Below are 14,143 nucleotides of genomic sequence, written 5' to 3'. Positions count from 1 at the left end.
TCCCCTTAAATTTGAAGTGATTGGCAATAATATTAGCGTATCATATAAGTTTAAAGGGAACGACCCAACAAAAGAGCCTCACCTTTTTAAAGAATCGCCCTAGTCCTGAGGGCCTGTGAATTTCAGTGGTAAATGTGGATAATAAACTAAGGGAAACGTATCAAATATAAATCCATTCACACCAAGGTATTTTGTTACTGGTAAACTAATAGAAAAGCCAAAACCATTAAATATGTTTTATGAAATATTGAAGCGATCAAGGCAATAGAACTTGGAATATAAAGAAAGATTACATTCTCTATTCTCAATATGCGTCGCCAGTCTGTAATAGTGTCGCCGTGATACTCTGGAAGATATTCTTTCCATAGATAAAACCCCATTAATGAACCTATAATTCCTACTACACTAGCTATTAATTTTCTCATAGTGTAACTCATTATGACTCCCCCCTTCTGGTGCAATATATGCATAAGGCATAGAGTCAAACACTAGTATAATTAAAAATGTTGCCTAGTTCATTGGTAAGAGAATGATAATCGCACCTTTTGGAAAATGATTGAGGTGGAAGATCAAGAAACCGATCGAGGAAGCCGTAAAAGTCTGTATCGATAATGTTTCCTAAACGGAATTATATTTATCATGGTAATTTTCATCCTAGCTACAGTGGGATTTTAGGTGAAACCATACAGTATTCCAACTTGTTCTAATGGAACTTGTCGTAAATCTTTCTTATACTAGTCCCCTGATAAACCTGAGGATCCCGCATATCAAAGAAGCAAACATATCGTTTATTCGATATTCTATTGTGTTAGGAAAGCTTAAAATAATTTTTCTACATCTTTGGAATCTAATCCACCTCCTTTAGGTAGGGGCGGGACAGACTTAGGTCCAAACCCTGGAGGAAGAGGTTCAGCTTTTGTCAATGGTTGAAATATTTGATGAAAATTCTTAATTGTAATTACCTTTGCACCTTTATCCGAATGTAGATAAACTGAAGATGTATCTTTTGATAGATAAACCTGAATGGCTCCAAATTCATTGAACTTCAATACACCTAATTTAGTATGTGTTTCGAAATTAGAGTCAATATCATAAGCAGAATTTATCGTGTTGATTATCTCTACTACTTGTTCTTGGTTATTAATTTCAATTGGATTTTTAGATTGTTGTTCAATAACCTGAATTTCTATATCGTAATCTTCTATCCAAATTTGTGAGTAAGTCTGTTTCTTCTCTTTTTTAAAAGGTTGATTAGTAGTATCTAAAGGGAAGGCGAAAGACGATTGAGTAGCAACAAAAAGAAAAAATGGAAAAAGAAATACTAATGCTCTTTTCATTTTCGAACTCCTTCCTGAATCAATAAGTAGCCCTTATAGAGTGTATTAAAGAACTCCTTTATATTATGAGACGACTCTTTCCATATTGAGTATAAGATTAAAGAGGGTGCAAATCTAAAAGAGGTTAAGAAATTGGTCTTTGACTCTAAATTGCTAATATTAGATGGTGTAGACATTATCAAAGAACTACCATTAAATAAGTAAAATTAATCATTAATCCCCTTTATACTACTATGTATTAAGAGGATTTTTCTAACTATATCAAAACTCGTTTTCCTTCTTCCACTATCCTGCGTCGTTAGCACAATAAGCGATAGAAACTATGCTGCTATTGCACCCGTTAATGCAATAAGTAAGTTTGGAGTGTTTAATATTATTTAGTCTCCCTTATAACTTTAAAGCACAAACTTGATAAAATAAATGAAGCTACTATTAAAATAGGTGCTACTACAAAAATTCCTAATAGATCAGTTTTATAATTCCACGGGACAAAAGCATCCCATAATTCAATCATTACTTTCCATAACACATTTAAAATAAATAAAGTAAAAGCAAAATATATTATTTTCACCAATATTGTTTTCATTATTTTTAATTCTTCCCCCCACAAGTGTACAAATTTTCATTCAACTCTTCTGGGTCTTTAGCACAAGAAGCGAATGCTCTTATTAAACAATCGTACCCTTGTGAACAAAATTATTTTTTCTCTAAAATTTTTTCTCTTCTAATTCTAATCTTTTTCGTTCCAAATCTAATCTTTCTTTTTCTAATTTAATTTCTTGTTCTTTCACTTTAAAGTATTTGTTAGTAGAATAAATACACATAATTAAGCTAACTACAACAACAATTGCTATCAACAAGATAGAAAATTCCAAATTACTCAACTCCCCTATATAATTAATTATGACTAAGAGAAAGGTTAACATAAGTATTACTCCTCAGTACCTCAATGACTCTTCTGTCTTCTTCCACTAAACTGCTGCGTTAGCACAAGAAGAGAGAGACCCCAACGACAACTCCAGTTATTCCATTCAAGTTACCCGTTTGTTTAAGTACCCTTTTCACCATAATTTAATTCGCTTTTAACTTTCCGACAATAAAACCAACAGTACAAACCAATAACATAGAAAGGTAAGAGATGATTGTAATAGTTGTTCCATTCAATACATCTGAAAATAATAAAGATAATTTAGTACCCGACCAAATAAATGAAAGCATATAATATTGACTAATAAGTGCTATAAACATATTTCTACTTTCATCATCCAAAAGTACAAATTGCCATAAATATAGTAAAAACGAAAGTAACCAGATACTATTTCCAAAAATAAAACTTTTAAAATTGTTTCCACCTATACTGGCAAGCTTAATTCCGATCCAGAACCACAAGACAGCAAAAACAATTTGGCTCAAAAGTGGAGGTATTATCAGCATAAAGGTATTTGATATAAATCCATATATAAGTGGTATTAGTATCCATATGAACACTTTTTTATTTTCTGTCATTTTCCCTCTTCCTATCTTTTAATTAAACTCTTCTGCGTCTATAGTTGAACAACAATGCTGGTATGTTATTGTGTTAAAGCCCCCTTTAACTTCAATAGAACTTTACTTTATTCATCAGCATTTACTGAATCATTTCTAATTTTTTATACCAGTCCAATGCTTTTACTTCAATTTCTTGAACAAGGCGCACTTTACCATTTATATACGATTCAATATCATTGGGAAATTGTTGTGACAATTCTTCTTTCAGCTCACCATAACTTTTCTTTACATGTTGATGATTTCTTAGGTAATCTCGAAAAGCTAAGTGGCGTTTTATTTCATAACTTCCAACCTGATAAATATGAACGTGATGGGAGCGATTATCTCCACCTTTTTGAAAGTACCTTCGTTTAGGTATCCCATTCTCACCTTTAGGTTCATATACAATGGCCTGCATATCTTGATTGTATTTATCTATAAGGTCAATGTCTTTAACGACAGGCATAATGTCTATTATTGGTTTAGCTTTTAACCCTGGAACTGATGTACTACCAATATGATAAATATCTATGATTTCATTTCCAAAAATGAGTTTAAGTTTTTCAACTTCTTCGGCAAACATTAAAGGCCATTTTTCATTATATGAACACACTTCGACCTTTCTCAAAATACCTTCCCCTTTCTTCAACTAAACTGCTTCGTTAGTTTAAGTATATTTCTTCACAATCTCATTCGATTTTAGCATAAATATCCAATTAAAAAGAGATAATTTCATCCAAAGTCTGACTCGATTGTTGAAGATTCCCCTTTAAATCATGAAACCCATTTCATATCAATAATGTTCGTATTCAATAATTATATGTAAATAGGCATTCTGACAATGTATAGGTTGTTCTTGACCAAACAGTTCTAACTCAAAGTTGTTAGACAAAAATTCGCTTTATCAAATTCACGCCCTTTTATAGTTGGTCTTTTCAAAAAAGATCGTTTAGCTTTTTTCAAGAAGATTTAAGCCTTTTACCTCCATAACAATGTCTAGAATTATCTAGGTCAATACCAATGGAAATAGTTCCACAAAGAACAGAGTTATAGATACTCAATTCTTCAAAGATACATAGTTCTTTAATTACGTTATAAGCATCCCTTTGCTTCTACTACTTTTTCTTGGAATCTTATTTATTTAAAATCATTCTCTAGACGAATATCAATACTTCTTCCTATGATAAAATGAAATGGAAGAGGGAGGTCGACGAATGGAACAATCAAATAAAACATATGCAGTAGAAGCAGATCAATTAGTAAAAGCTTTTGGAAAAGAACGAGCTGTAGATGGCATTAGCTTAAAGGTGCCAAAAGGAATTGTCTATGGATTCCTCGGGCCTAATGGAGCTGGAAAAACGACGATGATCCGTATGCTAGCAACTCTTCTGAAACCAACAGAAGGTCAAGCGAAAGTCATGGGGTATGATCTAGCAAAAGAAGCAGACAAAGTAAGGCAATCGATCAGTTTGACGGGACAGTTTGCTTCTGTTGATGAAGAATTATCTGGCCGAGAAAATTTAATTTTCATCGGCAGGTTAGTGGGTTTTTCTCGCAAAGCAGCAAAGGATCGTGCCGATGAATTATTAGCCGCTTTTAATTTAGAAGATGTAGCGAAACGCCAAGTGAAGAAATACTCCGGCGGAATGAGAAGAAGAATTGATATTGCCGCAAGTATTGTTACTTCACCAGAACTACTCTTTTTGGATGAACCAACAACCGGTCTTGATCCAAGAAGTCGGAATGAAGTGTGGGATATCGTTCGAGCATTAGTCAAAAATGGAACGACAGTATTTCTTACGACACAATACTTAGAAGAAGCAGATCAACTTGCTGACCTTATTGGTGTCATTGACCGAGGAGTTTTAATTGCGGAAGGAACGAGTGCAGAATTGAAATCATCGATTGGTGTTCGAAGCTTGATTATCGAATTCGAAGACGAACAGGATTTGAACCAAGCAGAGGCAATCTTTGAGGGTATGTTCACACAAGCACCTGAAGTGGACCGCGATCATTTATCGATTTCCGTTACGATGAAAGACCAATCAAAGGCTGCAAAAGCGATTGGAGAACTAGCAAACCAACAGATAGCAGTGAAAGACTTCTCTATGCAGCAACCAAGTTTAGATGATGTATTCTTAACGATTACCGGCAAGCCTACTAAAGGGGAGGTTGGGGAAGCAAATGGAGAATAATTCATTACAAAAATCAATCACTTTAGAGAAACGCCCATCAAAACCTTCGCCAATGAGCGCTGCCCTGACTTTTGCATGGCGAGCATTATTACGCATACGCTATGTTCCAGAACAACTTTTTGATGTGACGGTATTCCCGATTATCTTCTTGTTGATGTTTACGTACTTATTCGGTGGAGCGATTTCGGGCTCAACAGGAGAGTACTTAAACTTTGTCTTGCCAGGAATTTTAGTGATGACAGTTGCGATGATTACCATGTATACAGGACTAGATTTAAATAAAGATATCGAAAAAGGCGTATTTGATCGTTTTCGTTCACTACCGATCTGGCAGCCTGCTGTATTAGTTGGGGCGTTGTTAGTGGATGTAGTGAGATATTCACTTGCCTCAACAATCATGGTGACACTTGGGTATATTCTAGGATTTCGTGCAGAAGCGGGGTTCACAGGAGTACTCCTTGCAGTCTTGGTTATTTTATTCTTCGCTTTTAGTTTATCATGGGTCTGGACGATGCTTGGAATAGTTGTTCGCTCAGAAAAAGCACTAATGGCAATAAGTATGATGCTATTATTCCCACTGACCTTTTTAAGTAGCGTATTTGTTGATCCTTCAACCATGCCAAAGTGGTTACAACACTTTGTAGATATTAACCCAATAACCTTCGTGGTCGATGCTGCTAGGGGATTGATTCATGGCTATGATGTAACCAGCGAATTATTGATCATCACATACATCTCAATAGGTTTGATTACCGTGTTCGGTACTCTGACAATGTACTTTTTTAGAAATAAGAATTAAGTTTGCAGGTGCTGGTCGATTTTGATCTGCTACCTACCAACCAAGTGGAGAATTGAATTAATAATAATACTAAACAGCCTTGGTTCTGTAGTCTATGGGACTAAGGCTGTTATCCTTAAAATTGTAGTAAAAAATTTTTATAACAATCTACTTATTATTAAGCTGAATTGTTTCTTCGTTGTTCCCCCACTTGACAATAACTTCAATGGTTTCATCTTCGCCAATAAGAGATGATCCAGAGGAAGAAAAATTCTTTTTGTTTAGGATGTTCTTCTCCAAACGAGCATCCCACCATAAAGATGAAAGAAAATAAAACCACCGTTCTAGAAACTAATTTCTTTTTCCTATAATCTTCAAAAGCGAGCCTGAGTGGATAATCAGCACCCCTATAACGGATAACTTGAATTGGAGCTATATACTACTAGGTCTTTCACTCTAGCCCACTAATCTTTAATTCTTGTATGCGAGACACCTATAATAAAACCATAAAATGTAGTCCTGCATTTTTTTATTTACCTAACTACTCGACCTCGACCTCAATGATTTGGATAAGCCTTCGTCATCCATAAGTCTAAACTTCGTTATTTCTCCTTCCTCATTGATGTTAATTCTGCCAGTAACTTTAGAGTTTCTTTCTTCTGTACCTTCCTTGTTATACAGTACATTCACTGTGAAATCGTAGGCTCCTTCAGTTGCCTCAACGTTTTCAATACCCATCTTTTCAATTTCAAATTTATAGCCATTATTATATGCGGATGCATGATATCCAGTGGCATATGTTCCAATAAATTCATCATACATACTTTCACTAAAATAAGGTTGATATTTTTCTTCTAAATATAAATCGAGCTGAGTAGGTTCTTCTGGAGTAGTGGTTTCTCCATTCCCAATGATTGTTGAATTTTCAGGGTCATCTAACAAATCTATTAACTTTTGGTCAGGGCCTGTAAACTGTTGATTTAAAACAGTTTCTATAGTCGTAACATTTTGGTCTTTAGAAGCACTGTCAGAGGTGTTGACTGAAGAACAACCGGTAGAAACAAAACAGATTCCTAAAAGTAAAATGGATAATACTATTCGATAATTATTTTTTCTATAAATAAAATCCCCTCCATTTATTAGATTACTTGTATACATACGGATTACAGGAGGGAGACGTTTCAAACTCATTCCACATACTCGCATAAACACTCACTTATCTCGGAATCGAGTCTTTCACTAGTCTCAAAGCCACCCCTATCCCTTATACGGTAACGACAACACTACTTGCTTCAGTGGATCCATAATCTATTTCGTTACATGATTACGTACATACGGTTCATCCAACACTTTTTGAATGAGATGATAGGCGTGGGGATTATGCTGTTTAAGCCAACGTAATGACTTCTTTGAACCTAAATACCAACGATCATTAAGGTGAAAATAGATTCCCAAGCTATCTGTTAACATCCAGTGAAAGTCATAGTTGCCCTAAAGATCTTTTTTTTGGATCCATTTTCCATCCTCTGAAGCCATATCCTTAGAAAATCTTCCTCATCATCTGAACAGAATATCTCTGGCCCTTCTTCCTAAAAAACGTTAATCCTTGTCTGTTCTATCATAACGAACAAGTACTTTCATAGGATTTATGCGATTCGCAGATAATTCCTTAAAGCAATTAATCAATTGGGCATAGGAGACTTCATGTTCAAAAATGTTTGTTAAATAACTTGATTTTTCATAATCATTGAAGAACCACTCCGCATGTTTTCTATAATTCCACCCATCACTTGAACCGACTATTTTTAACTCTTTCCAGTAAAAATCTTGAGTAAGATAAAATAAGTCTTTGTTTCCATCAGATAGAATACAAACTTCCCCTTCTGATTTCATGGAACGAAGTAACGTCTTAAAAGCATCACTATTAGAAGAACATTCTAAAGCGTAATCATAATAATTGCTGCTTACTTGATCGTTGCTGATATAGACATTTGTTGCACCTAATCTGGTTGGGAGAGCATGCCTTTTATCATTGGGTTCTAACACATCTACATGATCAACATTCATGTATTTCTTCAAAAAATAAACGGCTAACGTCCCCATGGTCCCGGCACCCGCTACTAAAACACGACTAGAGTTTTCGGGGCAAAGTTTGAGAACTCCTTTTGCCGCGTCACAGGAAAGAGTGTTAAGTAAAGCATATTTATAATCTAGATGTTCAGGAACAACTACTGCTTTATCTGATTTCACTACGCCGTAATCTTTGTGTCCATAAAATGCGAGGACACGATCTCCGACTTTGACTTGTGATACGTGATCCCCAACTCCCAGAACCTTTCCGTAGCTTTCATATCCCGTTCCCTTCGGATAGACAGGATCCGGATCTGTCACATCCGATTCATTATATTGTGGCAGTTCAGCTCCAATACTTATGGCACCCGCAATAGTTTGAATGTACACTTCATCCTGTTTTAAAGCCGGTAATGTCCATTCTTCCCACTTTAAAGTTCTTCGTCCGGTTAGTATTAATGATGTTTGTTTCATCGTTTCCTTCTCCCTTTATTAAATATATAACGTAAGACTACTGTAATCAGCCCCCTATAACAGAATAAGTTCATACTCTTTTTCAAATGAACTTCCAAAACGATTGGACGTCTCGAGACACTTCTTAATAATGTTATACGTGTCCTCTTTCTAACCACAAGAAAAGATACACTTCCATGTTAATGCCACACCAGTTCCAATCATTCCATAAAACTGTATAACCCTTCGTAAACTTTATCATCATCCCGATTACAATTTAATAACAGGTGGAGTCCTTTATTTTTAAGGTTTATTTAGTATTTAGCACCAATAAAAATAGGAACATTCAGACTATAAGAAGTAAAAAGAACCTTCAATCTAAAGATAGATCAAAGGTTCTGTGTTTTATTAGAGATATTCAATACCTTGATTCTACATACAAAGAATCAACTAAAAACAAGCTCTTTTTTACTTAGACCAAGCGTCTCAGCTGTTGAATTATGAATTTCTTGCAGAAGCTCTGGGTTTTCCATTAGTGACATACCATAAGAAGGAATCATTTCTTTGATTTTCGGTTCCCACTCTTTCATATGTTGCGGGAAGCATTTTTGGATTACCTCAAGCATAACGTGAGCAGCAGAAGAAGCACCCGGAGAAGCGCCTAGAAGTGCTGCGATTGAGCCATCAGCGGCAGTAACCACTTCCGTACCAAATTGAAGCGTTCCTTTGCCGCCTGCTTCCGTATCTTTAATAACTTGCACACGTTGACCTGCTACTACTAAATCCCAATCCTCGCTTTTGGCATTCGGGATAAACTCTCGTAACTCTTCCATGCGCTGTTCTTTCGATGACATAACTTGCTGAATCAAGTATTTTGTCAATGGCAACTCTTTTGCGCCTGCCGCTAACATAGTTAGAACATTATTGGGTTTTACGGAAGTTACTAAATCAAACATTGAACCAGTTTTTAAGAATTTTGGTGAAAAACCGGCAAATGGTCCAAATAGCAATGATTTTTTATTGCCAATATATCTTGTGTCAAGATGCGGAACAGACATAGGAGGAGCACCAACCTTAGCTTTACCATAGACTTTTGCATGATGCTGCTCTACAACATCCGGATTATTACACACCATAAATATTCCGCTTACCGGGAATCCTCCAATATTTTTGCCTTCAGGAATACCGGATTTCTGAAGTAAATGCAAGCTTCCTCCTCCGCCTCCGATAAAGACAAATTTTGCAGTATGGCGTTCTACAGTACCACTGTCGAGATTCCTCACTTTCAACTCCCACGAGCCATCGCTAGTTCGTTTAATGTCAGTAACACTATGCTTGTAGTTTATATCGACATTTTCACTCTCTAAGTGGTCAAACAACTTGCTTGTTAAAGCACCAAAATTAACATCAGTGCCAGAGTCGATTTTTGTTGCCGCGATAGGTTCCTTCGATGCGCGGTCTTGCATAATAAGCGGAATCCATTCCATCAGTTTTTCCCGATCATCGGAAAATTCCATCCCTTGGAATAGAGGATTTCTTGACATCGCTTCCAAACGATTTCTTAAAAACGTTACATTTTGAGCCCCTTTTACTAAACTCATATGAGGCAATGGCATGACAAAATCCTGTGGATTATGTATAAGATTGTAGTTTACAAGATAAGACCAAAACTGCATGGAAACCTGAAACTGTTCATTAATTTTTATTGCTTTTCTAATATCTATAGATCCATCTGGTTTTTCGGCCGTGTAGTTAAGTTCGCACAGTGCGGCATGCCCTGTCCCCGCATTGTTCCATACGTTAGAGCTTTCCTCACCTGCGTCCCCGAGCTTCTCAAAAACTTTAATGTCCGATTCCGGTGTTAATTTTTTTAAGAGTGTACCTAAAGTTGCGCTCATGATGCCTGCGCCAATTAAAATGACGTCTGTTTTAGTTTCACTGTTGCTCATTTTTGCCACCCTTTCTCCCTGAAATTTGCAGAAAAGGTATATGACTAGGTCACACCAGATCTATGGCGCGACCTAGTCACACACCTTTTCATTCTTAATTATAACCATATCATAGTTTATTCAATTATTTATAGATTAATATATCTACTATTATATGATAATTATAAGTTATTTGAAAGCTGGTTAAAAGTAAGATCTCCGTCCCCAATACCAAGAACGACAAAGCCTCACTCCAACTTCTTATAAGGTTTTGCAGATAAGCAGGAAAAGTTTTGCACTTAAATGGTAATGTTGATTGGACGGGCATTTGCTCGTTATTAAAAAAGACGTAGTTTTCTAGTATTATATTTGTTCCTCACTTTTCGAAGATCTTCCATACTAATGAAGTTATTAAAGATTGGGATAAATTCCCGCTTCTACAATCATTAGTTATAACTTTTCACTCTTACCTCCTAAGCCCCTTGTTCTATTTCTAAGGATGGAGCCATAATTCTGTTACCACCTAATATTTACTTTAGATAACCCTTCCTAGATTATAAATTGATATTGATTAATCAAGATCCATTTACTAATCTTCACTCATATAACATCGGTAAATGATGCGCTGTTGAGACTTACACATTTCCGACAATTCTTCTAGGACGTCGTGAAAACTGAGCAGTTCATAAATTAAAATCGTCTGAGGAGGCAGGTGTTGTCTGAAGTGATTATCCTGTTCTACATGATCCTGTTTCCATTTCCAAAACAATCGATCCAACTTTTCCACTTTTTGAAAATGTTCTTCACTAATGTGATGAGCTGGATCTTTTAAAATCCCAATATATGAATAAGTAACCTCTTCAATAAGGATACGTTCCTGACTATGAAATTCAGAAAGCTTCGCTTGAACATATTGTAGATTACCTAAATGGTAAGCAATTTGTTGCAATGCCCCTAACTTCTTTTGAGCAAATTGAAAAGAACGCATCTCATCCTTAGTGTGACGGTGGTACTTCCATTCCTCCCTTTGATATTGAGAGAGCTGATACGTTTTTTCCAAATGCATGGTCAATTGACGATAAGAGCGTCCAATGCTGCTCGGCTTTTCTACGAATTCTCCATTCTTCCCTATAATGATACGTTCAAGCAACCGAGCAGCGTGGCCGTATACCTCATTAATACCTTGAAAAATTCGTGGGGAATAATTAGGGGGCAGTAAGAAAAAGTTAACTACAGTTGAAACGATGATCCCAATTGATGTCGTACCGAGCCTTGTTATAAAGGAAACAAAATGTTGATCCTGAAAGTCCGGAATCATAGCTGTTGCCGTAATCGTTGCAACTAAAATACCATCATCCAATTTTAATTTGTGACAAATAGCAATAGTAAGCGTAGCTGCTAAAGCAAATGTAATAGCACTTTTACCGAATATCGCGTAAAAGGTCACCGCAAGAAGAGCACCAATAGCTGATGCTGGAAACCGTATGGCCGCTTTTTTAATCGAATCCGCAGCTGTATGTTCAATCGTGACCACAGCTGTAATAACTGCAAAAATAACTGGCAAATTAAAAAAACCACAGATAAGTGCGGTTATAAATACAGAAATTCCAGTTTTAAGTGTCCGACCACCTAAAAAATTATTTTTCTTCAATATGTCGAAAATCTTAGACACTCTCATCACTTCCAAAATCGTTAATTGACATAATTTATTCTCATTTAAGTTTGTATCATATACACATATTTTATTACTTCATTATACTGTTAAAATTTCTACGTACTGTTTTTGTTTTTTTACTTACTTGGAGTTATTGTATGATATAAGTTAGTGACAAAGCAAATGGGTATACAATACATCCCCCTCTATCATCACCCAATCTTTGGTTTCTTTTTAAAAGCTTTTTTAGGTTTATATTTTTGCCCAACCTTATAAATTATAGGAGTACCAATTACAGTAGGTAAGAACCAATAATAAATAGTTGGGAGTTCATTTAGTATAGGAATTTTGTGTACATTCACTACTAACGTCGCCGTTATAATCCCTATATAGGAACCAAGCATTCCTCCTATATGAAATGTTAACCACTTTTTAGTCTTCTTTCTTTTAACTGACAAATAACCAATCAACGCAAGCCCGTATGAAAACAAAGCGATATAAAAAAGATACTGACTCTCTTGCCAATGAATTATCGCCATTAAAATAGCGGTTATAAATACAACTACGTAAGCCCAGTGATAGATTTGTCCAAATTTAGTATGTTTACCTTTTCTTTTCTTGGCAAACATTGCAATCAAACCGCTAACCAAACACACAACTCCTGCACTAATATGAACAGTTAATAAAATACCTACCAATTCATCACCTCAATAAATTATTAGTTTCACCTCTTAATTTTGCACTAGGATACAACTCAAGTGTTGAATTCTTTATAGTCCAAGGTATTATTTGCCCATTACCAGCAATGGGATTGTTGATTGGATGAGAATCTGATCACTCCCCTCGCCCTTTATCTATTCTAACGACGGAACCAGATGCTGTTCCTAACATAATAGAAAATTCCTATTACCAATTATTTCAAAGCTAGACAAATAACTCAATACTTTATCCTATTAAAAACACTCCCCTTTCATCCATCCTCATTATCGATTCAGATCAACATTTACAACAAGATTCTTTTCCCACCTTAATTTTACGGATGAACAGCTCAGTGATAAGATGAAATTATTCATGCTAATAAACTGCTTATAGACAATTAGTAAACTCAAACGCTAATGGAGATGTAAAAAATGTTTCAAGATATTAACCTAGAAGAAGTATTAGATTTACATCAGCAACAGCAAATGAAACTTATTGATGTTCGCTCCCCTTCCGAGTTCGAAAACGGGTCGATACCTGGGAGCATCAATATTCCAATATTTACAGATAAAGAAAGAGCAGAGGTTGGAACGCTTTACACACAAGTTAGTGTTCAGGCCGCAAAAGACCGCGGACTGGAAATCTTTTCTGATAAGCTTCCTACTTTTATAGAAAAATTCAAACAAATTGAAGGACCGAAAGCAGTCTATTGTTGGCGTGGAGGTATGCGTAGTAAAACGGCGGCAACAGTTATTGACTTAATGGGAATTTCCGTATCCCGTTTGATAGGTGGAGTAAGATCTTATCGTAAGTGGGTCGTAGATTCTTTAGATTCTTTTGAAATGAAGCCAAATGTCTATGCACTGAACGGGTATACAGGGGCAGGAAAGACCATCATTTTAAATGAACTCATAAAAAAAGGATTACCTGCCATAGATTTAGAAGGCAGGGCACAACATCGCGGATCTATTTTTGGTCAAATTGGTCTAAATCCTAACAATCAAAAAACGTTTGACTCCCTTCTATTGGATGACCTAATCCAGTTACAGGATTCCCCGTTCACGATTACTGAAGCAGAAAGTAAAAGAGTTGGGAAAGTAACTGTTCCAGATTTTTTATTAAGAAAAATGGAACAGGGTACAGAAATTTTTATTGATATGCCAATAGAGGAGCGAGTTCGCAACATTTTAACTGAATACCAACCATGGAATTATCCTGAGGAATTCCTTCGCGCATTTAAACTCATTAAGAAGCGAATCCATACGCCAATAGCGACGCAAATTGAAAAAGACTTGCTTGCAGAGAACTACTCATCTGCCGTTCAATTATTGCTAGAGTATTACTATGACCCACGGTATGAACATTCAAGAGAACAATATCCTAGTGATAGAAGCTACACAATCCAAGTGAAAGATGTCGATGATGCAATAACTTCTATCTCCGAATTTCTGACAGCACAGCACGCCGTCAATACGGGAAGTTAGTCTCGTTTTTTAACTAGA

Annotated in this window: 17 protein-coding genes; 3 read left to right on the top strand and 14 right to left on the bottom strand. The window is 35.9% G+C overall.

Annotation, left to right across the window (positions count from 1 at the left end):
* Window positions 1–194: 194 nt before the first annotated feature.
* The 7 genes from ACFQIC_RS20725 to ACFQIC_RS20695 form a co-directional block, all read right to left on the bottom strand.
* The gene (locus ACFQIC_RS20725; RefSeq protein ID WP_204711241.1) at window positions 195–437 is read right to left on the bottom strand and encodes a hypothetical protein; all 243 of its coding nucleotides are present in this window, start codon (window positions 435–437) and stop codon (window positions 195–197) included.
* Between the two features lie 381 nt (window positions 438–818).
* Window positions 819–1,337 (bottom strand): hypothetical protein, encoded by a 519-nt coding sequence (locus tag ACFQIC_RS20720; protein WP_204711239.1) that lies wholly within the window; start codon window positions 1,335–1,337, stop codon window positions 819–821.
* A gap of 373 nt (window positions 1,338–1,710) precedes the next feature.
* On the bottom strand, window positions 1,711–1,923 hold the full coding sequence (locus ACFQIC_RS20715; protein ID WP_390217841.1) for a hypothetical protein: 213 nt from the start codon (window positions 1,921–1,923) through the stop codon (window positions 1,711–1,713).
* Between the two features lie 121 nt (window positions 1,924–2,044).
* Window positions 2,045–2,212, bottom strand: coding sequence for a cell division protein FtsL (locus ACFQIC_RS20710; protein ID WP_204711237.1), 168 nt, complete (start codon window positions 2,210–2,212; stop codon window positions 2,045–2,047).
* 196 nt (window positions 2,213–2,408) lie between these two features.
* Window positions 2,409–2,843, bottom strand: a complete 435-nt coding sequence (locus ACFQIC_RS20705; protein WP_204711235.1) for a hypothetical protein — start codon at window positions 2,841–2,843, stop codon at window positions 2,409–2,411.
* A 121-nt stretch (window positions 2,844–2,964) separates the two neighbouring features.
* Window positions 2,965–3,492 carry a GrpB family protein gene (locus tag ACFQIC_RS20700; protein WP_204711233.1) on the bottom strand — a complete coding sequence of 176 codons (528 nt, stop codon included), beginning with the start codon at window positions 3,490–3,492 and terminating at the stop codon, window positions 2,965–2,967.
* A gap of 165 nt (window positions 3,493–3,657) precedes the next feature.
* Window positions 3,658–3,756 carry a hypothetical protein gene (locus tag ACFQIC_RS20695; protein ID WP_204711231.1) on the bottom strand — a complete coding sequence of 33 codons (99 nt, stop codon included), beginning with the start codon at window positions 3,754–3,756 and terminating at the stop codon, window positions 3,658–3,660.
* A gap of 322 nt (window positions 3,757–4,078) precedes the next feature.
* On the opposite strand from ACFQIC_RS20695, the gene ACFQIC_RS20690 reads away from it, so the two are divergent.
* Complete coding sequence (locus tag ACFQIC_RS20690; protein WP_390217838.1) at window positions 4,079–5,059, top strand: ATP-binding cassette domain-containing protein; 981 nt, start codon at window positions 4,079–4,081, stop codon at window positions 5,057–5,059.
* On the top strand, window positions 5,049–5,858 hold the full coding sequence (locus tag ACFQIC_RS20685) for an ABC transporter permease (RefSeq protein WP_204711276.1): 810 nt from the start codon (window positions 5,049–5,051) through the stop codon (window positions 5,856–5,858). The genes ACFQIC_RS20690 and ACFQIC_RS20685 overlap by 11 nt, the downstream gene beginning before the upstream one ends.
* Window positions 5,859–6,005: 147 nt before the next feature.
* Here ACFQIC_RS20685 and ACFQIC_RS20680 read toward each other — a convergent pair whose 3' ends face one another.
* The 7 genes from ACFQIC_RS20680 to ACFQIC_RS20650 all read right to left on the bottom strand — a co-directional run bounded on the left by ACFQIC_RS20680 (window position 6,006) and on the right by ACFQIC_RS20650 (window position 12,640).
* A complete protein-coding gene (locus tag ACFQIC_RS20680) occupies window positions 6,006–6,137 on the bottom strand; it encodes a hypothetical protein (protein WP_390217836.1) in 132 nt (43 codons plus the stop codon).
* A gap of 237 nt (window positions 6,138–6,374) precedes the next feature.
* Window positions 6,375–7,028 carry a hypothetical protein gene (locus ACFQIC_RS20675; RefSeq protein ID WP_204711227.1) on the bottom strand — a complete coding sequence of 218 codons (654 nt, stop codon included), beginning with the start codon at window positions 7,026–7,028 and terminating at the stop codon, window positions 6,375–6,377.
* A 117-nt stretch (window positions 7,029–7,145) separates the two neighbouring features.
* Window positions 7,146–7,307 carry a hypothetical protein gene (locus ACFQIC_RS20670; protein ID WP_390217834.1) on the bottom strand — a complete coding sequence of 54 codons (162 nt, stop codon included), beginning with the start codon at window positions 7,305–7,307 and terminating at the stop codon, window positions 7,146–7,148.
* A gap of 129 nt (window positions 7,308–7,436) precedes the next feature.
* On the bottom strand, window positions 7,437–8,381 hold the full coding sequence (locus ACFQIC_RS20665) for a zinc-dependent alcohol dehydrogenase (protein ID WP_204711225.1): 945 nt from the start codon (window positions 8,379–8,381) through the stop codon (window positions 7,437–7,439).
* Window positions 8,382–8,806: 425 nt separating this feature from the next.
* Entirely contained in the window at window positions 8,807–10,351 is a 1,545-nt protein-coding gene (locus ACFQIC_RS20660) for a malate:quinone oxidoreductase (protein WP_390217852.1), read from the bottom strand.
* 526 nt (window positions 10,352–10,877) lie between these two features.
* Entirely contained in the window at window positions 10,878–11,939 is a 1,062-nt protein-coding gene (locus ACFQIC_RS20655; RefSeq protein ID WP_390217832.1) for an FUSC family protein, read from the bottom strand.
* A gap of 215 nt (window positions 11,940–12,154) precedes the next feature.
* Window positions 12,155–12,640 (bottom strand): DUF2306 domain-containing protein, encoded by a 486-nt coding sequence (locus tag ACFQIC_RS20650; protein WP_204711221.1) that lies wholly within the window; start codon window positions 12,638–12,640, stop codon window positions 12,155–12,157.
* A 432-nt stretch (window positions 12,641–13,072) separates the two neighbouring features.
* On the opposite strand from ACFQIC_RS20650, the gene mnmH reads away from it, so the two are divergent.
* A complete protein-coding gene (gene mnmH / locus ACFQIC_RS20645) occupies window positions 13,073–14,125 on the top strand; it encodes a tRNA 2-selenouridine(34) synthase MnmH (protein WP_204711219.1) in 1,053 nt (350 codons plus the stop codon).
* Window positions 14,126–14,143: the final 18 nt, after the last annotated feature.

This window comes from Halobacillus seohaensis, from assembly GCF_042663045.1.
Taxonomy (GTDB): Bacteria; Bacillota; Bacilli; order Bacillales; family Halobacillaceae; genus Halobacillus_A; species Halobacillus_A seohaensis.
Note: the sequence above shows the minus strand (reverse complement) of the source record. Positions and strands in the feature narration are given on the sequence as shown.